Source organism: Micromonospora sp. NPDC006766, from assembly GCF_040636055.1.
In the GTDB taxonomy this organism is placed as follows: Bacteria; Actinomycetota; Actinomycetes; order Mycobacteriales; family Micromonosporaceae; genus Micromonospora.
Genome location: NZ_JBEYIX010000008.1, coordinates 104,283 through 126,018, shown reverse-complemented (window position 1 = coordinate 126,018; position 21,736 = coordinate 104,283). Strand labels below are relative to the sequence as shown.

The 21,736-nt window shown below is 73.6% G+C and carries 19 protein-coding genes; 8 read left to right on the top strand and 11 right to left on the bottom strand.

Features of this window, described 5'->3' with window-relative positions; translation table 11 throughout:
• Positions 1–38: 38 nt before the first annotated feature.
• A complete protein-coding gene (locus tag ABZ671_RS11685) occupies positions 39–767 on the top strand; it encodes a hypothetical protein (RefSeq protein ID WP_357855186.1) in 729 nt (242 codons plus the stop codon).
• Positions 764–1,996, top strand: coding sequence for an FAD-binding protein (locus tag ABZ671_RS11680; RefSeq protein WP_357855183.1), 1,233 nt, complete (start codon positions 764–766; stop codon positions 1,994–1,996). The genes ABZ671_RS11685 and ABZ671_RS11680 overlap by 4 nt, the downstream gene beginning before the upstream one ends.
• Here ABZ671_RS11680 and ABZ671_RS11675 read toward each other — a convergent pair whose 3' ends face one another.
• Positions 1,997–3,139, bottom strand: coding sequence for a site-2 protease family protein (locus ABZ671_RS11675; protein WP_357855179.1), 1,143 nt, complete (start codon positions 3,137–3,139; stop codon positions 1,997–1,999). It abuts the gene before it with no gap.
• 984 nt (positions 3,140–4,123) lie between these two features.
• Between ABZ671_RS11675 and ABZ671_RS11670 the strand changes: the two genes are divergently transcribed.
• Positions 4,124–4,432: a DUF559 domain-containing protein gene (locus tag ABZ671_RS11670; RefSeq protein ID WP_357855176.1), complete on the top strand. Its 309-nt coding sequence runs from the start codon at positions 4,124–4,126 to the stop codon at positions 4,430–4,432.
• 122 nt (positions 4,433–4,554) lie between these two features.
• Here the strand turns inward: ABZ671_RS11670 and ABZ671_RS11665 are convergent, their stop codons facing one another.
• A complete protein-coding gene (locus ABZ671_RS11665; RefSeq protein ID WP_357855173.1) occupies positions 4,555–5,406 on the bottom strand; it encodes an alpha/beta fold hydrolase in 852 nt (283 codons plus the stop codon).
• A 168-nt stretch (positions 5,407–5,574) separates the two neighbouring features.
• Here ABZ671_RS11665 and ABZ671_RS11660 point away from each other — a divergent pair, with 168 nt between their 5' ends.
• Genes ABZ671_RS11660 through ABZ671_RS11645 form a run of 4 tightly spaced genes read left to right on the top strand, consistent with a single transcriptional unit; the run spans position 5,575 to position 9,139 of the window.
• On the top strand, positions 5,575–6,552 hold the full coding sequence (locus ABZ671_RS11660; protein WP_357855170.1) for an ABC transporter ATP-binding protein: 978 nt from the start codon (positions 5,575–5,577) through the stop codon (positions 6,550–6,552).
• A 2-nt stretch (positions 6,553–6,554) separates the two neighbouring features.
• Positions 6,555–7,361, top strand: coding sequence for an ABC transporter permease (locus tag ABZ671_RS11655; RefSeq protein ID WP_357855167.1), 807 nt, complete (start codon positions 6,555–6,557; stop codon positions 7,359–7,361).
• A gap of 21 nt (positions 7,362–7,382) precedes the next feature.
• Positions 7,383–8,519, top strand: a complete 1,137-nt coding sequence (locus tag ABZ671_RS11650; RefSeq protein ID WP_357855164.1) for a sensor histidine kinase — start codon at positions 7,383–7,385, stop codon at positions 8,517–8,519.
• A 5-nt stretch (positions 8,520–8,524) separates the two neighbouring features.
• Positions 8,525–9,139 carry a response regulator transcription factor gene (locus ABZ671_RS11645; RefSeq protein ID WP_357855321.1) on the top strand — a complete coding sequence of 205 codons (615 nt, stop codon included), beginning with the start codon at positions 8,525–8,527 and terminating at the stop codon, positions 9,137–9,139.
• 33 nt (positions 9,140–9,172) lie between these two features.
• Here the strand turns inward: ABZ671_RS11645 and ABZ671_RS11640 are convergent, their stop codons facing one another.
• From ABZ671_RS11640 to ABZ671_RS11610, 7 genes are all read right to left on the bottom strand, one after another.
• Complete coding sequence (locus ABZ671_RS11640; protein WP_357855162.1) at positions 9,173–10,075, bottom strand: L,D-transpeptidase family protein; 903 nt, start codon at positions 10,073–10,075, stop codon at positions 9,173–9,175.
• A 36-nt stretch (positions 10,076–10,111) separates the two neighbouring features.
• Positions 10,112–11,557, bottom strand: coding sequence for an alpha-amylase family protein (locus tag ABZ671_RS11635; protein ID WP_357855159.1), 1,446 nt, complete (start codon positions 11,555–11,557; stop codon positions 10,112–10,114).
• Between the two features lie 152 nt (positions 11,558–11,709).
• Positions 11,710–12,996, bottom strand: coding sequence for a serine--tRNA ligase (gene serS, locus ABZ671_RS11630; RefSeq protein ID WP_357855156.1), 1,287 nt, complete (start codon positions 12,994–12,996; stop codon positions 11,710–11,712).
• A gap of 487 nt (positions 12,997–13,483) precedes the next feature.
• Positions 13,484–14,575 carry a MerR family transcriptional regulator gene (locus ABZ671_RS11625; protein ID WP_357855318.1) on the bottom strand — a complete coding sequence of 364 codons (1,092 nt, stop codon included), beginning with the start codon at positions 14,573–14,575 and terminating at the stop codon, positions 13,484–13,486.
• A gap of 47 nt (positions 14,576–14,622) precedes the next feature.
• A complete protein-coding gene (locus tag ABZ671_RS11620) occupies positions 14,623–15,798 on the bottom strand; it encodes a saccharopine dehydrogenase NADP-binding domain-containing protein (RefSeq protein WP_357855153.1) in 1,176 nt (391 codons plus the stop codon).
• Positions 15,799–15,829: 31 nt separating this feature from the next.
• A complete protein-coding gene (locus tag ABZ671_RS11615; RefSeq protein ID WP_357855151.1) occupies positions 15,830–16,981 on the bottom strand; it encodes an alcohol dehydrogenase catalytic domain-containing protein in 1,152 nt (383 codons plus the stop codon).
• Entirely contained in the window at positions 16,978–17,319 is a 342-nt protein-coding gene (locus ABZ671_RS11610; RefSeq protein WP_357855148.1) for a hypothetical protein, read from the bottom strand. The genes ABZ671_RS11615 and ABZ671_RS11610 overlap by 4 nt, the downstream gene beginning before the upstream one ends.
• 212 nt (positions 17,320–17,531) lie before the next feature.
• Here ABZ671_RS11610 and ABZ671_RS11605 point away from each other — a divergent pair, with 212 nt between their 5' ends.
• The gene (locus ABZ671_RS11605) at positions 17,532–20,228 is read left to right on the top strand and encodes a LuxR C-terminal-related transcriptional regulator (protein ID WP_357855145.1); all 2,697 of its coding nucleotides are present in this window, start codon (positions 17,532–17,534) and stop codon (positions 20,226–20,228) included.
• 57 nt (positions 20,229–20,285) lie between these two features.
• Here the strand turns inward: ABZ671_RS11605 and ABZ671_RS11600 are convergent, their stop codons facing one another.
• Positions 20,286–20,837 carry a thioredoxin domain-containing protein gene (locus ABZ671_RS11600; protein ID WP_357855142.1) on the bottom strand — a complete coding sequence of 184 codons (552 nt, stop codon included), beginning with the start codon at positions 20,835–20,837 and terminating at the stop codon, positions 20,286–20,288.
• The gene (locus tag ABZ671_RS11595; RefSeq protein WP_357855139.1) at positions 20,837–21,532 is read right to left on the bottom strand and encodes a BON domain-containing protein; all 696 of its coding nucleotides are present in this window, start codon (positions 21,530–21,532) and stop codon (positions 20,837–20,839) included. Before ABZ671_RS11595 ends, ABZ671_RS11600 begins: the two co-directional genes overlap by 1 nt.
• Positions 21,533–21,736: the final 204 nt, after the last annotated feature.

Here is a 21,736-nt window from a genome sequence, read left to right as displayed (position 1 = left end):
ACGATAATGCCCCCGGACGGCGTCGGATCGGGGGCGACATGGAGCTGCACCGCAGCCGCAGAGCACTGCCGCTGGCGGTCGCCTGCGTGACCGGCGGGACGATGGTGCTCGCCATGGCCGGCGAAGGCGCCCTGCTGCGCGAGCTGGCGGCGATCGGCGTCGTGGTGGTCGGCGGCGCGGTGCTGTTCGGCGCGGTGCGCCCGTTCCGCTTCGTCATCGGCCCGGAAGGGCTGGACGTGCGCCGCCCGGGCCTGCGCGGCACGTACCGGTGGGAGCAGTTCGACGCGCTCGCCCTCGACGACGCGGCCCGGCTGGTCGGGGTGCCCGGGGCCGGCCTGCCGCCGGATCTGCCGACCACCGCGCGCCACCCGGGCGACGGGCGGCCCGCCGTGGAGCTGCTCGACCTCACCCAGGTGCGCGAGAACCCCGACGAGGTGGCGGTGACGCTGACCCGCTACTCCGGTGGCCGCTTCACCGACGCGCGTACCCTGCCAGCCGGCTGGCGCGTCGGAATGGAGATCGCGTTCAACACCGCTCTGCGTGGCTACGAGAAGAGGCAGGTGGACAGGCTGGTGGGCCGCGCCGAGCAGACACTGGCCACGGGCGGCTGGGTCGAGCGGCGGGCCGCCCGTGCGGAGATCGAGCAGACCCGGGCCGCCGGCATCGAGCTCGCGCTGCGCGGGTACGACATCGGCCAGGTCGACGCCGTGCTCGACGCGCTCTACGCCGCCCTCGCCGAGAACCCCGACCCGGCGGCGACCGCGTGACCGGGGCCGGCCACAACTGGGCGGGCAACGTCCGGTACGCCGCCCGGTCGCGGCACCGGCCGTCCACGCTGGACGACCTGCGGCGGCTGGTGGCCGGGGCCGACCGGGTTCGGGCGGTGGGCACCGGGCACTCGTTCAACCGGCTCGGCGACACCACCGGGGAGCTGATCTCGGTGGCCGGGCTGCCGCCCACCGTCGCGCTGGACCGGGACCGCGGCACCGTCACCGTCGCCGCCGGCCTGCGCTACGGCGACGTCGCCACCCGCCTGCACGCCGACGGGTACGCGCTGGCCAACCTCGCCTCGCTGCCGCACATCTCGGTGGCCGGCGCGGTGGCCACCGCCACCCACGGGTCGGGCGTCGCGCACGGCAACCTGGCCACCGCGGTGGCCGCCCTGGAACTGGTCACCGCCGACGGCGACCTGCTCACCGTGGACCGCGCCGACCCACGGTTCGCCGGGATGGTGGTCAACCTCGGCGCGCTGGGGGTGGTCACCCGGGTCACCCTCGACGTGGTGCCCACCTTCCACATCCGGCAGTACGTCCGACTGGGCCTGCCCCGCGAGGCGCTCGGTGCCGCCTGCGCCGCCGCGTACAGCGTCAGCGTCTTCACCAACTGGCGCTCGTCCCGGCTGGACCAGGTGTGGCTCAAACAGCGGGCCGACGCGCCGCCACCCCCGGCGGACTGGCTGGACACCGTCGCCGCCGAGGCCCCCTGCCACCCGGTGCCCGGCATGCCGGCGGAACACTGCACCGCCCAGCTCGGCGCGCCCGGGCCGTGGCACGAGCGGCTGCCGCACTTCCGGCTCGGCTTCACCCCGAGCAGCGGCGACGAACTCCAGTCCGAGTGGCACGTGCCCCGCGCCTCGGCCGCCGAGGCGCTCGCCGCGCTCGACCCGGCCGCCGAGCGGATCGCCGCGGTGCTGCAGGTCTGCGAGCTGCGTACGGTCGCCGCGGACGGGCTGTGGCTCAGCCCGAATCACGAACGGGACAGCCTGGCGATCCACTTCACCTGGATCGGTGACGCGGCGGCCGTGGCCCCGGTGCTGGCCGAGGTGGAGGAGCGGCTGACGCCGTTCGCCCCGCGCCCGCACTGGGGCAAGCTCTTCGCCCGCGACCCGGCCGCCACGTACCCCCGGTACGACGACTTCCGGGCCTTGCTGCGTGACCTCGACCCGGTTGGGAAGTTCCGCACCGACGAGTTGGACCGCTACTGCCCCCGCGACTGACTAATGGCGCCCGGCGGCCACCTGGTCGCGCAGGTTGCCGCGCTGCACCGCCCGGCTGATGTCGCTGGGCGAGATGATCCCGACCAGCCCCTGGTCGCTCACCACCAACGCCCGGCCGTCGGCGCAGTCGCTGAGCCGGGGCAGTAGTTCGGTGAGCTGCTCCTCCGGGCGCGCGAGCACCAGGTCGTCGGCGCGGCAGGCGACCTGGGCCAGGGTGGTGGTGGCGCGCTGGTCGGCCGGGATGCCGCGTACCCGGTCAAGGGTGACCAGGCCGACCGGCCGCCCGTCCTCGGCCAGCGGCAGCGTCGTGTGTCGGTACGCGAACAAATAGTGGTCCACGAAGTCGGCGACGGTCAGCTCCCCGGAAACGGTCTGCGGTTGCGGGGTCATCACGTCGGCGACGCGTACCCCCTGCAGCGCGCTGCCCATCCGCGCCTGGCGCTCCTCTGCGTTGGCGGCCCCGATCAGGAACCAACCGATCAGCGCCAGCCAGAGCCCGCCGATCCCGGCACCTCGCAGGAACTGCCAGAGCCCGACGGCGATCAGCAGGATGCCGAGCCCCCAGCCGGCCCGGGCGGCCACCACCGACGCCTTCGTACGGTCGCCGGTGGCCCGCCACACCACCGCGCGCAACAGCCGCCCGCCGTCCAGCGGGGCGGCCGGCAGCACGTTGAAGATCGCCAGCAGGATGTTGATGCCGGCCAGCCAGGACAGTACGCCGAGCAGCAGGCCGCGCCCGCTGGTGAGGCCGACCAGCGCCGCGATCACGCCGAAGAAGATTCCGATGAGCAGGCTCACCAGCGGGCCGACGCCGGCGATCCGCAGCTCGGCGCCCGGATCCTTCGCCTCGCCCTTCAGCTTGGACACGCCGCCGAAGAGCCAGAGCGTGATGTCCTCGACGTCGATTCCGTTGCGCTTGGCCACGACTGAGTGGGCCAACTCGTGGGCGAGCAGGCCGCCGAAGAACACCACCGCCGCGGCCAGGCCCGCCACCACGTACGCGAAGGTCGAATAGCCGGGGTAGGAGCGTGGGAACAGACTGGCCGCCAGCGCCCAGGCGATCAGCGCGAAGATGACCACGACGCTCCAGTTGACCCCGACCGGCACTCCCAATATCCGGCCAAGGCGGAAGCTCGCCCTCATGACCCCGTCATACCCGCCGACAGCGAGCCCATGCCCGGGTTTCGCTGAGCCTGGCCGAGGCGGGGCTGTACGACATCGTCGGTACCCGCGCGTTCGTACAGGCCCGGCGGCACCTCGAACGCGGCGAGCTGGTCGACGTGCAGTGGGATCCGACCGCCGGCCGGGGCTCCTCGCCACGCTGCCCACCGCGGAGCTGCTCGAACCCCCGCCCGGCACCCAAGACGCCGAACTGGGAAAACGCGATCTCCGCTCTGGTCCGCGACGTCGCCGCGCACCCGGTTGCCCCGCCGAACGAACAGCCGGCTCTCGGCCTGCAGTTCGAGGTCACGCCGTCCGGCCCCGACGAAACGGATGGCTTCCGAATCGCCCTGCATCCGGTGGTGCCCGGACGCGCCGGCTGGGTCCGTTCCGGGATCAACCGGTCGTCGTTGAACTACCCACACCTCAGTAGGTCAAAACAGCACGAACGGCACCGCCGACTGCTCGGCGAGATCGTGCGGCTGGCGACGGCTGCCGCTCGTACCGGCCGGCAAACAGCCGGGCCCGGTCGTGCTCGGTCGTCGGCCGGCCCGGCTGTCGGTGCGGGTCGACCGGGCCGACGGGGACCTGGTGCTGCAGTCGACGTTGGCGGTCGACGGGGCGCCGATCCGCGCGGAGCATCGGTCCTCGTCGGTGACCCGGCACACGGCGCCGCCTGGTGGGAGAGGCAGGATGGCGCCGGGTCCCGCCCGGGAAACGAACGCTGTGGTTGGCGCCGCTGACCGGGACGATGCCGTCCGGCATGCTGCGGGCACTGTCCGGGTCGGCGATTCGGGTGCCGGTGACGGACGAGGAACGGTTCTTCGAGCGCTTCTATCCGGAGCTGCTGCGCCAGGTGGAGGTGCTCGCGGCCGGTCCGGCGGTCCAGCTGCCGGCGGTCGGGCCGGTCACGTTGCTGGCGACGATGGTGCCCGAGGCCTGTTCGCCAGCGTTCTGGACGGCCAGTTGCGTCTGGTGCTCATCGACGGTGGCCTGCCCCCGCCCGAGCCGCAGCTCTGGGTTCCCGACGAGTGGGGAAACCCGGTTGTCCGACTTGACCTGGGTTACCGCGTCCACAAGGTCGGCATCGAGTACGACGGCAGATCCCACCTGACCCGGGACCGCCTGCGCGCCGACCGGACCCGAATGAACTGGCTCGCTGCCCACGGCTGGACCATGCGCTACTTCACCGACCGCGACCTCTACCTCCGCCCCGACTACCTGCTCCACGAGATCCGCCAAACCCTCCGCCTCCGCACTCCCCAGCCGCGTTGATCATGGAGGCGTGGCGCCTGTCTTGTCCGAAAGGTTGGCTTCGTCCAGTGCCACAACTCCATGATCGACAGGCGGGGCGGGGGCGGGCGGGTGGGAGGGGCGGGCGGGGTGGGTGGGCGGGGTTAGCGGTGGGTGGGGGGGTGGGTGACCACGGGTTGGGAGAATTCGTTGACGGCTTCCATCGCCCACTCCAGGGCGAAGTCGGCTTCCTCTTCCCAGCCTGGGGCGGCGATGGCGAAGTGTGACCGGCCGGGGAATTCCTGATACCCGGTCAGGGCCCGGGAGGGGCGGTAGATGTCGGCGTTGAGGCGCACCACCCGGGGCGGCACGACGTTGTCGGCGTCCCCGGCGAGCAGCAGCAGCGGTGCCCGGTCGGACTCGTGGCTGTCGATCTTGGTGACTCCGCCCGGTTCGAGGTTGGCGAAGACGGCCTCGAAGAGGACATGCCCCGCGGCGGGGACGGCGTAGCGCTCCCAGGCCGCGTCGGAGTCCTGCCGGCTCATCGTGTTGCCGAAGACGTAGTGGAAGTCGTCCGGGGTGATCGGCACTGCCTGGTGCAGGTGGGTCGGGCTGTCCAGGACGGGGAAGACCGACCGCAGAGTGCTCACCGGGAATTCCTGCACCCCGTCGACCGGGATGGGATGGACGGCCACGGCGGCGGCGCTCAGCTTCCGGGCGACCAGGAGTTGGGCGATCAGGCCGCCGAACGAGTGCCCCATGATGATCGGCGGGCGGGGCAGGTCGCGGATGATCCGGGCGTAATGGTCGGTGATGTCCGCGATCCGTTGTTCGGCGATCGAGGTGGGGTTCGCCCGTAGCTCCTCGACCTCGGCGTCCATACCGGGCCAGGCCGGCGTCAGCACCTGGAAGCCCCGCGCCCGGTAGCGGTCGGCCCAGTGCTCCCAACTGCGTGGGGTCAGCCAGAGCCCGTGGATCAGCACGATCGTGTCGACTCGTCCCGTCGGCGCCGCCATGGTGACCTCCCGGTGTCGCGGTGTGCTGACCCCGGCGGTTACCCGGCCCGGCCACACTCACTCCCCGACCGGATCTGCTCCGCCGACCCAGAGCCCTGACAAATGTCACGGGTGGAAGATGACGCATGCTCCGGGGGCGGCAGGGGCCTTCCCCGGAGCATCATTGTCATGACCGACACCCCACCGGCCGTCGAGCTGGCCGGAATCACCAAGACCTTCGGCCCCGTCACCGCCGTCGACGGGCTCAGCCTCCGCGTCCAGCCGGGCGAGGTGGTGGCCTTTCTCGGCCCCAACGGTGCCGGCAAGACCACCACCATCGACATGCTGCTCGGGCTGGCCCGCCCGGACGCCGGCACGGTCCGGCTCTTCGGCGGCACGCCGTCCGACGCCGTCCGACGCGGCCGGGTCGCCGCCGTGATGCAGACCGGTGGCCTGCTCAAGGATCTCACCGTCGCCGAGACGGTACGGATGACCGCGCACTTTCACGCGTACACCCGGCCGGTCGCCGAGGTGCTGGAGCGGGCCGGGATCGCCGACCTCGCCGACCGCCCGGTGGGCAAGTGCTCCGGCGGGCAGCAGCAGCGGCTGCGCTTCGCCCTGGCGCTGCTGCCGGACCCGGACCTGATGGTGCTCGACGAGCCCACCACCGGCATGGACGTCGAGGGGCGGCGGGACTTCTGGCAGGCGATCCGGGCCGACGCCCGGGCCGGCCGGACCATCATCTTCGCCACCCACTACCTCGACGAGGCCGACGCGTACGCGGACCGGATCGTGCTGGTCCGGCAGGGCCGGATCATCGCCGACGGCACCACCGCCGAGATCAAGAACCTGGCTGCCGGCCGGATCGTCCGGGCCACCCTGCCGGGCGCCGACCAGGCCGCCCTCGCCGCGCTTCCGGGCGTCCGAGCGGTCGAGGTACGCGGTGACGTGGTGCTGGTACGCACCGACGACTCGGACGCGGTCGCCCGCCACCTGCTCACCCGCACCGCCGCCCGGGACGTCGAGATCACCTCCCGCAAGCTCGAGGACGCCTTCCTCGCCCTCACCACCGACAGCCTGACGGCCACCGACAGCCTGACGGCCACCGACGGCCTGAGGACCACCGACAGCCTGACCACCGACCCCGCGCAGCCGATCGGAGCCTGACGATGACCGTCGCCGCCTCGTCCACCACCACGTCGTCCAACCGTCCGACCGACCGCCGTCCGCCGGCCCTCGGCGGGTTCTCCACAGCCGTGCTCGGCATCGAGGTCCGCCGCCTGCTGCGCAACCGCCGGACACTGATGTTCACGCTGATCATGCCGGCGGTGTTCTTCCTGCTGTTCGGGTTGCCGCAGCGCGGCCAGGAGCTGCCCAACGGCAGCCCGGTCATGGGCTGGATCATGATCAGCCTCGCCGTGTACGCGGCCATGGTCGCCACCACCAGCGCGGGGGCGGCGGTCGCCACCGAGCGGGCCCTGGGTTGGAGCCGGCAGCTGCGGCTCACCCCGCTGCACCCGGCCGCGTACGTGGCCACGAAGGCGGCCACCGCGATGGTGCTCGGGCTGGTCGGCGTGCTGGTCGAGTTCGCGGTCGGCGCCGCCGCCGGCGTACGCCTGCCGGCCGACGTCTGGCTGCTCGCCGGCCTGGCCGCCTGGATCGGGTCGCTGGTCTTCGCCGCCTTCGGGCTCTTCGTCGGCTACCTCGCCCCGGCCGAGAACGTCATGCAGTTCATGGGCCCGATCCTGGCCATCCTGGCCATGTTCGGCGGGCTCTTCGTGCCGCTGGAGATGCTGCCGCACGCCCTCCAGGAGATCGCCAAGTTCACCCCGGTGTACGGGGTCGGCCAGCTCGCCCGGGCCCCGCTGACAGGCGACGGCCTGGACTGGGCGGCGGTGGGCAACGTGGCCGCCTGGACGGCGGTGTTCGGTCTCGGCGCGGCCCGGCTGTTCCGCCGGGACACCAGCCGCGTCTGACGGTCGCGGCGGGAGGTTAGCGTGTTCACCGTGAACCCGCCGCCGGAACGCAGCCAGCCGAGAAACCACTGGCGGGTCACCGGCTGGCTGCTTGCCGCGGTCTGGCTCATCTTCCTCAACATCCCGCTGGTCACCGCCCTGCAACAGCCCGAACTGTGGCGGCGGGTGCTGGGCGCATCCACCCTCGTCGCCTTCGGCGTCTGCTACGTGTTGGTGTTTCAGTGGGCGCGGGCCCGCCGGCAGGCGCATCAGAGCATCCCCCGCAGCCGGGCCTGGATCGCCCTGGCGGCGCTGGTCGGCCTCGGGCTCGCCGGAATTCCCGGTACGGAGGGCGACTGGCTCACCACCCTGGCCTTCGTCGCGGCGGCGGCGGTGTTCCTGCTGCCGGGGCGCCAGGCGCTGGCGATGGTCGTCGTCGCCGCGCTGACCCCGGCGGTCACGGCCGCGTTGGTGCCCGGCTGGAAGTCGAAGGACAGCATCGTCTTCGCGGTCCTGCTCGCCTCGTTCGCCATGTTCGGCGTGAGCCGATTGACCCAACGCAACGCCGAGCTGCAGGCCGCCCAGCAGGAGATCCGCCGGCTCGCGGTGGCCGAGGAACGGGCCCGCACCGCCCGCGACCTGCACGACATCCTCGGCCACTCGCTGACCGTGGTGGCCGTCAAGGCCGAGCTGGCCGGCCGGCTGCTGGAGCTGGACCCGGCCCGGGCGGCCACCGAGATCGCCGACGTGGAGCGGCTGGCCCGGCAGGCCCTCGCCGACGTGCGCGGCACCGTCGGGGCGTACCGGGGTGTGCGCCTGGCCACGGAGCTGGCCGGTGCCCGCTCGGCGTTGGCCGCCGCGGGCATCGCCGCGGACCTGCCGGAGACGGTGCCGCAGCTTTCCACGGAGGCGGACGAGCTGTTCGGCTGGACGGTACGCGAGGGGGTGACCAACGTGGTCCGGCACAGTGGCGCCCGGCGCTGCGAGATCCGGGTGGACGACTCGGCCGTCGAGGTGCGCGACGACGGCCGGGGGCCGGTCGGGGAGTCCGGCGCGGCGGGGCACGGCCTGGTCGGGCTGCGCGAGCGGGCGCGGCGGCTGGACGCCACGGTCATCGTCGGCCGCCGCCCCGACGGGCGCGGCTTCCTGCTGCGGGTCGCCCTGCCGGCGGTGTCCTGATGAGCGTGATCAAGCTGCTGCTCGCCGACGACCAGGCGCTGGTGCGGGGCGCCCTCGCGGCGCTGCTGTCGTTGGAGCCGGACCTGACGGTGGTCGCCGAGGTGGGGCGTGGCGACGAGGTGGTTCCGGAGGCCCGGCGTACCCGGCCCGACGTGGCGCTGCTCGACGTGGAGATGCCCGGCCTGGACGGGATCGCCGCGACCGCCGCGCTACGGGCGGCGGTGCCCGACTGCCGGGTGCTGGTGGTGACCACCTTCGGCCGCCCCGGCTACCTGCGTCGGGCGATGGAGGCGGGCGCGGGCGGCTTCGTCGTCAAGGACACCCCGGCCCGGCAGCTCGCCGACGCGGTACGTCGGGTGCACGCCGGGCTGCGGGTGGTCGACCCGACCCTGGCCGCGGAGACCCTGGCCAGCGGGGCGAGCCCGCTGACCGAGCGGGAGACCGAGGTGTTGCGGACCGCGCGGTCCGGCGGCACCGTGGCGGAGCTGGCGGCGATCCTGCACCTCTCCGAGGGGACGGTCCGCAACCACCTCTCCTCGGCGATCGGCAAGACCGGTGCCCGCAACCGGGCCGACGCGGTCCGGGTCGCCGAGGAGAACGGCTGGCTGCTCGGCCAGTGAGCCGGGCCGGACGGCCGGCGACCCTCTCGACGGTCAGGCGGTCGCCGGCGGGGTGCGGAGTCGGTCCACCACCACCACGCTGGTGCCCGGCGGCACCTCGGCGAGCAGCTTGCGCTGGCCGCTGCGGGTCAACCGGATGCAGCCGTTGGTGACGTTCTTTCCGAGCTGCGCGTCGGTGTACCAGCTGTGCAGCCCGATGTGGGCGCCGCGCAGGCCGGTCGGCACCGCGTCCGGGTCGTCGGGGATCGCGCCCAGGGCGAGGACGTCGACGCCGCCGTAGACGGCCTCGGGCGGGGGCGTGCGGCCGAGGATGAAGGTGCGTCCGAGCGGGGTGGACTGCCCGGACATGCCGAGGCTGACCTGCCAGGACTGCATCGCGCGACCGTTCCGGTACCAGGTGAGCCGGTGGGATCGGCGTTCCACCACGATCTGGTCGGGCAGGGCGACCTCGGTCCAGCCGTCGGCCGGAAGCCAGGCGATGCGGCGGTTCGCCGAGGGCAGCAGCACCGCGGTCCAGCCGGCCCGCCGGTCGACGATCGGCATGGTCAGCTTGGCGCCTCTGATGCTGGGGGTGAGGAAGGCCAGCGGCCGCCCGCCCGGCGCGTCGTACGCGGCGATGATGCGGGCCGGCGCGAGACCCGCGGTGAGCGGTCGGATGTCGCCCACGCCCGGGTCGGCGGGGAACCCGCGGGGTGCCGGGGCGTACGTGATCACCGGCAGTTCGTTCGGGGCCGGGGCGGCCGGCGGCACGGATCCCTCCGGCGCCGGGCTCGCGGTCGGCGACGCCGGCGTGGTGCCGACCGGTGCGGCGGCTGGGGCCGGGGTGCCGGTCAGCGTTCCTCCGGCCAGCAGCGCCGCCACCAGCAGCAGCGGTACGCCGAGCGCGGCCAGCAGCCAGCCGAGGGCCCGCCGCGATGTCAATCGGCCAGACAGCACGATCCGCACTGTAGTCGACGGCGGGCCCTTGCGTGGTCAGGACAGTTTCGCGCCGACGTGGATGGCGATCGCGTCGTGGGCCGGGACGTTGGCGGCGAACCAGCCGTTGCCGTCGACGGTGATTACCGGCCCGTTGCACGAGCCGTTGCTGTAGTCGCCGTGGATGACGTCGCAGTACCGGCCGGCGGGCAGACCCGTGTAGTACGAGCGGCCGGTGATCGCATAGTCCTCGTCGTTGATGGTCAGGTAGCCCTTGCCGGCCCGGCTGAACGCGATGTGCTGCCAGCCGTTGTCGTACCAGTTGGCGACTGCCGCGCCCTGGGTGGCGTTGTTGAAGCCGACCATGTTGGCGATGACCCGCCAGCGGTGCTCGCACTCCCAGCCGGAGTAGCAGACGGTGTTCAAGGTCTTGTTGCCGGCGTCCGAGGGCGGGCCCTGGTCCCGGTTGCTGTACGTGAAGCTGGACATCACCGCCGGGGTGCCGTACGGCCAGGCCAGCATGAAGGCGTTGGCCAGGGCGTACTCGCCCCGGTCGCGGTAGGTCAGCACCCCGCCGTCGCGCTGGGTGTCGTGGTTGTCGGTGAAGACCACCGCCTGGCTGCCGGGCAGGTAGCCCCAGGACTCGCCGAAGTTCTTCAGGTACGCCAGCCGCTCGCTGTTGAACATCCGGGCCAGGTCCTTGCCGTAGCGGAACTCGTGCACGTCACCGTTGCCCGTGTACTCGGTCGGCTGGATCGGCTCACCGGCGCCGTAGATGACCTCCTGCACGAGGTACGTCGAGCGGGACAGCTTGCCCTTGATGGCGGCGATGTCGGCGGCCGGCATGTGCTTGCTGGCGTCCAGCCGGAACCCGTCCACGCCGAGTGAGAGCAGGTCGTTCAGGTAGCCGGCGATCGTCGACCGCACGTAGTCCGACTCCGTCTTGAGGTCGGCGAGGTTGACCAGTTCGCAGTTCTGCACCTCGTAGCGGTCGTAGTAGTTGACGATGTCGTTGTTGCCGTTGCGGCCGCAGTAGTGGAAGTCCTGCGAACCGTAGGTGCCGGGGTAGTTGTAGTGGCCGTACGCGGTGCCGGCCCAGCCGGTGCCGCCGTTGTCCTGGCCGGACATGTGGTTGATGACGGCATCCACGATCACCTTGACGCCGGCGGCGTGGCAGGTGTTCACCATGGACTGGAACTGTGCCCGGGTGCCCTTGCGCGACTCAATCTTGTAGCTGACCGGCTGGTAGGCCAGCCACCACTGGTTGCCCGTGACGTGCTCCTGTGGCGGGGAGACCTGGACGTAGCCGTACCCCTTGGGGCCGAGCTGGGTGGTGCATTCGCTGGCCACCGAGGTCCAGTTCCACTCGAAGAGCTGGACGATGACCTTCTTGCTGCCGGGGGTGGCCGCGGTGGCCGGGGGTGCCGCCACGGTGGTCGGGACGAGCAGGCTGGCGGCCAGGCCGAGGGTGAGGACCGCCGAGCGACGTTGAGTTTGCTGCATCGGGGACTCCTGCTTCTTGCAGATCCGCCTGAAATTTTCCGCAAGGTTACAAGCGTTTTGCAGCAGCTGTCAACGCATGGAAATGTGTCGTTGTCTAGGGGAAAAAGACGGGGGCCGGGCGAAGCCCGACCCCCGCGTTGCGGGTCGACCGGTCAGCGGACCGGGGTGAGCCGGTCGGTGCCGAGCTTGTCGCGGAGCACCTCCGGCACCAGCACCGAACCGTCGGGCTGCTGGAACTGCTCCAGGATCGCCGGGAAGAGCCGGCTGGTGGCCAGCGCCGAACCGTTGAGGGTGTGCACGAAACGGGTCTGCTTGCCGCCCGGCTCCCGGTAGCGGATGGCCGCCCGGCGGGCCTGGTAGTCGCCGCCCCAGGAGACCGACGACACCTCCTTGTACTTGCCGGTGCTCGGCATCCAGACCTCGATGTCGAGGGTCTTCTTCATCGAGGCGCTGGAATCACCGGCCGCGAGCAGGCTGGTCTGGTAGTGCAGGCCCAACTGCTCGACCAGGCCCTCCACGTGGCCGACCATCTCCGCCAGCGCGGTGTCCGCCTGCTCGGGCAGGGTGAACTGGAAGATCTCCACCTTGTTGAACTGGTGGCCGCGCACGGTGCCGCGCTCGTCCGAGTGCGACCCGGCCGCCTCCCGGCGGTAGCACGGGGTGTAGGCGAACGCCTTCAGCGGCAGCTTCGCGGTCTCCAGGATCTCGTCCTGGAACGCCCCGAGGATCGCCGTCTCCGCGGTGGGCAGCAGGAACTGCCCGCGCGGGGCGGACTGCCGGTCCAGGTGGTAGACGTCGTCGTAGAACTTGGGGAACTGCCCGGCCGCGAAACCGGCGCTGTCCAGCAGCAGGTGCGGCGGGAGCAGGAACTCGTAGCCGGCCTGGATGTCCTGCTCGATCAGCCAGTTGACCAGCGCCCACTCCAGCCGGGCGCCCATCCCGGTGTACATCCAGAAGCCGGAACCGCCGAGCTTGACGCCGCGCTCGTGGTCGACCAGGCCGAGCGCGCGGCTCAGCTCCACATGGTCCCGCACCTTCTCGATGGCCGGCGGCTCGCCGAAGGTCCTGACAACCCGGTTCGCCTCCTTGCCACCGGCGACGACGTCGTCGGCGGGCAGGTTGGGCAGCTCGCTCATCGTGGTGCGCAGCCGGGAGTGCACCTCGTCCAGCTGGGACTCCAGCTCGGCGAGCTGCTTGCGCTCGGCCTCCGGCGCGACCGGCTCCGGCGTGCCGCCGGATCGCTTGGCCTGCGCGTACGCCCGCGCCTCCGCCTTGCGGCGCTGCCGCTCGGCGTCGATCTCCGTGATCAGGGCGCGACGTTCCTGGTCGAGCCGCTGGATCTCGTCCAGCGCCCGGTTGACCTCGGCGGGATCCAGACGCTTCGCCAGCGCGGTCGCCACCGCCTCGCGATCCTTCCGGATCAACTCCATGTCGAGCATGCTGCTCCGTACGCTCCGTCCAGGCGGTCAGGTGGGACCCTCAGATGCTACCGTCGCGGCCCGGTCGGCCCGGCTCCGGCCGGGGCGGCGGGTGGCGCGACCGGCTCATGGCGTACGACCAGCGATGACGCTGCGTGATTTGGCGGCTGTCGGGCGAGCATGTGACGCTCGGTGACAGCGGTGGGATCGCCGATGCGGAGTAGCGGTGCCGTTTCTTTCCCAGATGCCCTGTTGAACTGGTCAACTCTGCGGCGACGCATTCCCAACCGACTAACCCCGCCGGCCGCTTTGCTTTGCAGCCATATACGCAGCAGCAACCGTGGGTGACTGCTGCGTACGTGGCTGCAGAGCAAAGGCGGCGGCGGGGAGGGGCCGGTCTGGCGGGCGGCGTGACGGAGGGTGACTGGCGTCGAGCTGGCGAAGCCGCGGGAATGAGCGGATCAGGGCCGCGCCGGCACGAGACCGGCACGACCGCGGTGAGCGCGGGTCAGAGCCGGATCGGCATGAGGATGGAGAAGGCGTCGGCGTCGTCCGGGCGGCGGACGGCCAGCGGGGTGATCGGGCCGTCCAGTTCCAGCACGAGCTGGCCGCGATCCCCGGCGTCCAGGGCGTCGAGCAGGTACTCCCGGTTCACCCCGACCCGCACCGCGTCCGCCGCCGCGTCCGCCGCCGTAACCTCGTCCGGCCCGACCAGGCGCAGCCCGCCCCGCTCGTCGAGGCCGAGCACGGCCACCTCGGCGCGTACCCCGTCATGCTCGCGGACCAGCACGGGAGCGCCGTCGCGGGCGAGCGCGCCGCGCAGCGCGGCCACGTCGACCGAGATCCGGTACGCGGGCGAGCCGGCGACGTGGCTGTGCAGCAGCCGGCGGTAGTCCGGGAAGTCGTACGGCAGCGCCGCAGCGGCCACCGCGCGGCCCGCGACCGAAACCTCGACCCGGTCCGGGGCGACGGTGAGGTGAGCCTCCGGGGTGATCCCGTCGCCGGTGTCCAACAGGGCGCGTAGCTCGTCCACGGCGTCGGTCGGCAGCAGCGCCCGGACCGCTGGGCCGTCGACCTTGCCGGCCGCCCGGGCCACCGCCAGCCGGTGCCGGTCGGTGGCGACCAGCCGTACGCCGTCCGGCTCCACCTCCACCAGCACGCCGGCCAGCACGGGCAGCTCCGGGTCGGTGCCGACGGCGAACCGGACGGCGTCGACGGCGGCGGACAGGTCGGCGCGGTTCAGCACGAGACGGGTGGTCATGGCGATCTCCTCCGGATCGATCAGGGCGCGGATCCGGGAGAGCTCACGGCGGGCGTCGGCGAGGCCGTCCTCCAGCCGGCGCAGGTGCGCGTCCAACAGTCGGTGGACCACCGCCGGCTCGTGCCGGTGCGCCAGCGCCTCGGCGATCCCGGACAGCGGCATCCCGACCCGGCGCAGCCCGGCCACCAGCCGGGCCGGGGCGACCTGGTCGTCGGTGTACCAGCGGTAGCCGGTGGCCGGGTCGACCAGCGCCGGGACCAGTACGCCGCAGCGGTCGTAGAACCGCAGCGCGCTCACCGTCAGGCCGCTGGCCCGGGCCAGCTCGCCGATGCTGCGCAGTTCGCTCTCCACGTTCGGGGATCCTGTGGCCTCAACCTGGTCGAGGGTCAAGCGTCCACCACCCGGAACGTGATCCCCGCCCGCACCAGCCGGTCGAGCAGGGCGTCGCCCATCGCGGTCACCGTGGTCACCTGCCCGGCGGTGGGCGGCAGGTCGTCGAAGGCCAGGCAGAGGGCCGACTCGGCGAGCATCTTGGCCGTCTCGTCGTAGCCGGGGTCGCCGCCGGCCACCTCGGTGACCACCGTCTTGCCACCGCCGGCGCCCACGAACCGGACCCGGAACCAGGACCTCGCCCGCTGCTCGGCGCTCGGCCCCTGCCCGGAAGTGAGCCGGCCGAGCAGCCAACGCCGGGTCGGTGGCAGCTTCACCAGCCCGATCAGGCCGGCCAGGCCCACCCCGGCGGCCAGCACGGTCGGCAGCCGCTGCACCGCGGCGAAGTGCCGGTAGCGGAAGTCCGGGCCGTACTCCGGGCGGGCCGCCGCGGAGCGGCGGACGATCTGCGGGTCGATGGTGTGCAGCGGCACCGCCCACCCGTTGGCCTCCTCCGCCCGGCCCACCTTCCCCGGCACCGCGCGGGCCCGGCGGCTCTCCGGCCGCGGCTCGACGGCCCGGCGCGCCCGCGCCGCATGGCGGGCCTGGCCGGTGCGGGAGAACGAGAGAAGCGCCGAGTGGTACGTGCCGGCGGAGAAACGGCCCCCGGCCCGGACGTAGCCGTCCACGGTGACCGGCCCGTCGGCGGGCAGCCGCCGCACGGTGAACCAGACCCCCAGGTCGTGCGGGACCGAGTCGAAGCCGCAGGCGTGCACCAGCCGTGCGCCGGTATGGACCGCCTCGGCGTGGTGCCGCACGTACATCAGGTCGACGAACTCGGGCTCGCCGGTGATGTCGACGTAGTCGGTGCCGGCGGCGGCACACGCCGCGACCAGCGGCTCCCCGTGCCGTAGGTACGGGCCGACGGTGCTGGCGACCACCCGCGCACGTTCCGCCACGACCCGCAGCGACGCCGGGTCGGTGACGTCGGCGGTCAGCAGCGGCAGCCCGGCCAGACCGCCGTCGATCCCGGCGAGCCGGTCCCGCACCCCGGCCAACTTGGCTGGATTCCGCCCGGCGAGGGCCCAGCGCAGCCCGCCTGGGGCGTGCCGGGCCAGGTAGTCGGCGGTGAGGCCGCCGGTGAACCCGGTGGCGCCGAACAGGACCAGGTCGTACGGGCGCTCGTCGGGCACCCACCGAGTGTGCCACCCACGACGGCGTGACTCACGGCGAGAAGACCGCCCGTACGCAGCCGTCGGTCCGGTCGCGGAACAACGCGTACCCGTCCGGGCCCCGCTCCAACGGCAGGTGGTGGGTGGCCAGGTGCTCGGTGCGCAGCTCGTCGCGGGCCATCCGGTCCAGCAGCATCGGGATCCAGCGCTGCCCGTGCTGCCGGGCGCTGCGTACGGTCAGCCCCTTGTTCATCACCGCGCCCAGCGGGAACGTGTCGACGAACCCGGTCCAGGTGCCGAGCACCACCACCGTGCCGCCCTTCCGGCAGGCATGCACCGCCTCGCGCAACGCCAACGGCCGGTCCGCGCCCCCACCGAGCCGCCCGGCCAGCAGGCCCGGTCGCTGGGCCGGCATGCCGACCGCCTCCACGCACACGTCCGGCCCCCGGCCCCCGGTGCGCTCCCGCAGCTCGGCGGGGACGTCCACCTGCCGGTAGTTGAGCGGTTCCGCGCCGACGTGCCGCTCGACCATTCGCAGCCGGTCGTCGTGGTCGTCGATGACGATCACCCGCGCCGCCCCGCGCAGCGCGGCGGCCCCGGCGGTGAGCTGGCCGACCGCGCCGGCGCCCCAGATCGCCACCACGTCGCCGGGTGTCACCTCACCCAGCTCGGTGCCGAGCCAGCCGGTCGGCGCGGCGTCCGAGGCGAACACCGCCCGGTCGTCGCTGACCGCGTCCGGCACGGTGAACGCGCCGACGTCGGCGTACGGCACCCGCACGTACTCGGCGTGGCTGCCGGCGAAGCCGCCCAGCGGGCCTGGGTGGCCGTAGCAGCCGGCGGTGGGCTGACCCCACGCCGACTCGGCCGCCGCCGCGTCGGTGGTGCCGTTGTCGCAGCAGGCGAAGAGGCCCTGCCGGCAGAACCAGCAGGCCCCACAAGCGATCCCCGCGCAGACCACCACCCGGTCGGCGACCCGGTGCCGGCGTACCTCCGGCCCCACCTCGACCACCTCGCCGAGGAACTCGTGCCCGAGCACGTCCCCGGCGGCCAGGTACGGGATCCGCCCGGCCAGCAGTGGCAGGTCCGCGCCGCAGGTGGCGCTCCGCCGTACCCGCACGATCATGTCCTGGCTGTTGCGCAGCTCAGGGTCGGGGACCTGGCGTACGGCCAGCGCGTCGACGCCCTCCCAGCAGAGCGCCCTCACCCGACCACCCCCGTACGGTCCAGCCGGGATCGGTCCGCCCGCAGCACCTCCCCGGTCTCGGCGAGCTGCTTGGCCTCCCGTAACACCTGCCGGACGAACCGGCCGGGATCGTCGCCGATCAGGTGGGCGGCGAGGCCGGGCAGCCGCAGCTCGCCGTCGAGCGGCCGGGCGGCCAGCTCGGTGCCACGCCCGCCGGGCGCCGGCCCGGCCTCCACCTCCACCGCCCCGCCCAGCCGACGTAGCGGCTCCGGCCACCGGCCGCCCGGAAGCACCTCCTCGGGCCGCCCCGCCACGGTCACCACCTGCCAGCGACCGGGTCGCGGATCCGGTCCTGCCATCCGTGCCACGTGCCCCTCCCGTCGTCGCGGTCCGGCGGGCGTCCGGCCACGCGCCGCCGGCCGCCCGCGTGCCCCCAGGGTGCGACCGGGCCGGGTGAAGCGGGTTCGCCCCGAAGGGGTGAACCCGCTCGGGCCGGGTAACCGCAGGCCGCAGCGGGGGAACGGGCGGCAGGCCGCACCGGCCGGGAGCGGACGTGACGGGGGAGGGCCGCATGCCGGAGGAAGCTGGGGTCGAGGTGGCCGAGGTGCCCCTGCTCGCGTCCCGGCTGGCCCCGGCCACCCTGCCCGAGCCGGTGCTGGTCCGGCCCCGGCTGCTGAACCGGCTGGACGAGGGGGCGGCCGGGCCGGTCACGCTGGTCTGCGCGCCGGCCGGCTGGGGCAAGACGACGCTGCTCGCCTGCTGGGCGCGCGCCGGCCGCGCCGAGCCGCCGCCGGCCTGGGTGGCGGTGGAGGAGGGCGACACCGGGCAGCGGCTCTGGTCCTACCTGGCGGCGGCGCTGCGGGCCAGCGCGGAGGGCGTGCCGGACGAGGGACCCCGGCTGCCCGTGCCGGACACCCCGCCCCGCCCCGACCAGCTCGAACTGCTCGCGGCGGCGCTCGCCGCCCGGGACCGCCCGGTGCGGCTGGTCCTGGACGACCTGCACCGGATCCACGATCCGGCCGCGCTGACCGGGCTGGAGTTCCTGCTCCGTCACACCGAGGGGCGGGTGCGGCTCGTGGTCGGCGCCCGGACCGACCCGCCGCTGGCCCTGCACCGGTGGCGGCTGGCCGGCGAGCTGACCGAGATCGGCCCGGACGAACTGGCGTTCACCACCGACGAGGTGGCCGACCTGCTGGTCGCGCACGGGGTACCGCTGCCCGCCGCGACGGTGCCCCGGCTGCGCGAGCGGACCGGCGGCTGGCCGGCCGGCCTGCGCTTCGCCGCGCTGGCGCTGCGCGCCCAGCCCGACCCGGCCCGCGGCGTCGAGCGGTTCGGCGGGGACCAGTCGGACGTCGCCGCGTACCTGCGGGACGAGGTGCTCGCCCCGCTGGACCCGGACGTCCGGGACGTGCTGCGGCGCAGCGCCGTCGCCGCCGTCGTCTGCGCCGACCTCGCCGACGCGGTGACCGGCCGGGCCGACGCCGGCCAACTGCTGGCCGACCTGGCCCACCCCGGCGGCTTCCTCCGACCCGACGGCAGCACCCCGCCCTGGTACCGGTGCCACCCGCTGTTGGCCGACCTGCTCCGCGACGAGCTGGGCCGGCTTCCCGCCGAGGAGCTGCGCGACCTGCACCTGCGGGCCGCCGGCTGGTACGCGGGCAACGACCGGCCGGCCGAGGCGCTGCGGCACGCGCTGGCCGCAGGCGAGTGGAACCAGGCCACCGAGCTGCTGATCGCCCGGTGGCCGGAACTGGCGCCGTACGGGCGGGGCGGGTCGGTCGGCCCACCGCCGCCCGAGCCGCCCGCCGAGGCGGTCCGCCGGGACCCGGAGCTGGCGCTGGCCTGCGCCGCCGAGCGGGCGTACGCCGGGGACGTCGCCGGGGCCGACCATCACCTGCGGCGCGCCGCCGAGCAGGCGCGCGGTCTGCCCGCCCCACGCCGGGACCGGTTCCGCCGGCTGGCGACCGCGCTGGAGCTGACCCTGGCCCGGCTCGGCGGGGAGCCCGCGGAGATCCGCCGCGCCGCCGCCCGGCTGCTCGCCATGTGCACCGCCGCCGGGCCGGGAGACGACCCGCGCGCCGGGGCCGGGGAGGACGCCGATGTCCGGGCGGTCGCCGGCACCGCGCTCGGCCTGGTGTCGCTGGCCGAGGGGGAGCTGTCCGCCGCCACGGCACAGTTCGCCGCGGCCCGCGCTGCGGCTCGGCGTACGGGTCGGCCGCGTACGGAGCTGGTCGACGCCAGCCGGTCGGCGTTGCTCACCGCGGCGCGGGGCGGGTTGCGGGCGGCCGAACGCGCCGCGCGGGAGGTGCTCGAAACGCCGGCCTGTCAGGGCTGGTCCGCCCGGCTGGACTGCGGGTACGCGTACCTGGCGCTGGCCCTGGTGGCGTGCCAACGCGACGAACCGGCGGAGGCGGCAGCCCACCTGGCCCTCGCCGGCCCGGCTGCCGCGCAGCCGGAGGCGGCGGCGCTGGCCGGGCTCTGTCGGGCCGAACTGCTGGCCGCGGAGGGCCAACCGGCCGCCGCCCTGCGGGCCGTCGCCGCAGCCGGGGAGGGGGCGCCGGGCCGGGAACCGGCCGCCTGGCTGGCCGCGACCGAGGCGCGGCTGCGGGCGGACGTCGGTGACGTGGACACCGCCCGAGTCCTGGTCACCGACGCGCTGCGGAACTGCGACGTCGAGAGCGCGGAGGCGGCGGCGCTCGGGGTTGCGCTGTCCCGAGTGGAGCTGCGGGCCGGGGATCCCCGAGCCGCCGGGCGGGCGCTGCCCGACTGGGCCGCGCCCGGCGCGCAGTCCTGGCCGCTGTCGGTCCGGCTCACCGCTGGCCTGCTCGACGCGGTCCTGGCCCGCGATGGCGACGCCCGGCGGGCCGGGCGGGTCCTGGAACAGGTGCTCGACCTGGCCGAGCCGGAGGGCCACCGGCGGGTCTTCACCCACGCCGAGCCGGCGGTACGCGACCTGCTCGCCGCGCACCTGGACTCCGGGACGGCGCACTGGGCGACCGTGAGTGACCTGCTACGTGGGATGGACGAGCGGTTGGCTGACGAATCGGCCGAGCGGCCCAGCGCGCCGCAGCTGAACGAGCCGCTCACCGAGCGGGAACTGACGATCCTGCGTTACCTGCAGAGCATCCTGTCCAACGTGGAGATCGCCAGCGAGTTGTCCCTGTCGGTCAACACGGTCAAGACCCACGTTCGCAACATCTACCGCAAGCTCGACGCGACCCGCCGCCGGGAGGCCGTCCAACGCGCCCGCGCCCTCCACCTCCTTTGATGCAAGGAGGGGCCCCTTGTTAACGCCTGGCGTTGTACAGGGGCCCCTCTTAACGGGTCAGGCGTTCGCCGCGGCGTCCACGGCGGCCAGCAGCTCCGCCAGGTCGTAGCCGCCGTCGTGGCGGACGTCGTTGACGAACAGCGTCGGGACGCCGGTCACCCCGCTGCGGATGCCGCCGACGAAGTCCCGCCGGATCCGGTCCGCGTGGGCGTGTTCGCGCACCTCCGCGTTGACGTCGTCGAGGGGTAACCCGAGCTGCTCCACGCCGAGTGACAGGTGCACCGGGTCAAGCTGATCCTGGTGCTGGTAGAGCCAGTCGTGCAGCTCCCAGAACCGTCCTCGCCGGCCGGCGGCCTCGGCCGCCTCCGCCGCGCTCTCCGCGTACGGGTGGACGTTGGCGATGGGGAAATGCCGGTAGACCAGGCGGGCGGTGTCGCCGCGCTGGCGCAGCACCTCGACCAGGTTCGCGTACGCGGCCCCGCAGAAGCGGCACTGGTAGTCGCCGTACTCGACGATCGTGACCGCCGCGTCGGCCGGCCCCCGGACGTGGTCCGTCTCGGTCACCGGTAGGTGCAGCCGGGCGCTGGTGACCTGCAGTGGCGTCGTCATCAGGCATGCTTTCCCAGCTTTCCCACGATCACGTGGTTGTGCACGGCACGGATGCCGGGGGCGGACCAGACGATCCGTTCGATCTCCTCGCGTTCCGGGATCGAGTGGACCTGGCCCTCCAGGATCACCTCGTCGCCGCCGTGCACCCGGACGCTGATCGCCTCCGCCTCGGTGGCGCCGTTGCGGGCCAGCGCGTCCACGATGTGTTCGGCCAGGGCACGCGTGTCGGCGTGGGCGCCCGGTCGGACGGTGATCCCGTTGCTCACCCCGCGTACGCCGGTGAGCCGGCCGACCGCCCGCTCGGCGGCGCGGCGCTGGTACTCCCACTCGACCTCGCCCTGCAGGGTGATCCAGCCGTCGGAGACGGTCACGTCGAGCGTCTCGATCGGCACGAACGCGTCCCACTCCAGGGCTCGGGTGGCGGCGGTGGCGATCTCCGGGTCGCTTTTCTCGGCGGAGGTGGCGATCCGGACGGCGAGGTCGTTGGCGACCGCCCGGACCCGGGACACCCGGTGCGCCGCCCGTTCGGCGGCCCACTTCTTGGCGTAGCTGTCCACCCAGCCGGTCAACGTCACGACCCCTTCGCTGACGGTCACCCCGATCTCGGTGGGGCGTACCCGGGGCTCCCAGGTCAGCTCGTCGAGGACGTCGGACTGGATCTCCTGGTCGGTGCGCGTGATCGTCGCGGTGGCCATCGGGGGCCTCCCCTCCCGGATCGGTTCGCGGCACGGGCACCCGCCGTCGGCACGGGTGCCGCCACTCGCGATCCTGCCCGCAGCCGGGGTGACCTGCCCTCACTCGACTCGGGTGACTCGAATTAGTTGGGAGCGCTTCCAAATTCGCGGCTCGAACGGCTACTGTGAATGTCCCTCGGCTGCGGGAGCCTGACACGCCGACCG

What these genes read in the sequence shown, in the direction of transcription:
- ABZ671_RS11685 (WP_357855186.1), top strand. Translation starts at nt 39, where the DNA reads ATGGAGCTGCACCGCAGCCGCAGAGCACTGCCGCTGGCGGTCGCCTGC.
- ABZ671_RS11675 (WP_357855179.1), bottom strand. Translation starts at nt 3,139, where the DNA reads ATGAGGGCGAGCTTCCGCCTTGGCCGGATATTGGGAGTGCCGGTCGGG.
- ABZ671_RS11665 (WP_357855173.1), bottom strand. Translation starts at nt 5,406, where the DNA reads ATGGCGGCGCCGACGGGACGAGTCGACACGATCGTGCTGATCCACGGG.
- ABZ671_RS11660 (WP_357855170.1), top strand. Translation starts at nt 5,575, where the DNA reads ATGACCGACACCCCACCGGCCGTCGAGCTGGCCGGAATCACCAAGACC.
- ABZ671_RS11655 (WP_357855167.1), top strand. Translation starts at nt 6,555, where the DNA reads ATGACCGTCGCCGCCTCGTCCACCACCACGTCGTCCAACCGTCCGACC.
- ABZ671_RS11635 (WP_357855159.1), bottom strand. Translation starts at nt 11,557, where the DNA reads ATGCAGCAAACTCAACGTCGCTCGGCGGTCCTCACCCTCGGCCTGGCC.
- serS (WP_357855156.1), bottom strand. Translation starts at nt 12,996, where the DNA reads ATGCTCGACATGGAGTTGATCCGGAAGGATCGCGAGGCGGTGGCGACC.
- ABZ671_RS11610 (WP_357855148.1), bottom strand. Translation starts at nt 17,319, where the DNA reads ATGGCAGGACCGGATCCGCGACCCGGTCGCTGGCAGGTGGTGACCGTG.
- ABZ671_RS11605 (WP_357855145.1), top strand. Translation starts at nt 17,532, where the DNA reads ATGCCGGAGGAAGCTGGGGTCGAGGTGGCCGAGGTGCCCCTGCTCGCG.
- ABZ671_RS11600 (WP_357855142.1), bottom strand. Translation starts at nt 20,837, where the DNA reads ATGACGACGCCACTGCAGGTCACCAGCGCCCGGCTGCACCTACCGGTG.
- ABZ671_RS11595 (WP_357855139.1), bottom strand. Translation starts at nt 21,532, where the DNA reads ATGGCCACCGCGACGATCACGCGCACCGACCAGGAGATCCAGTCCGAC.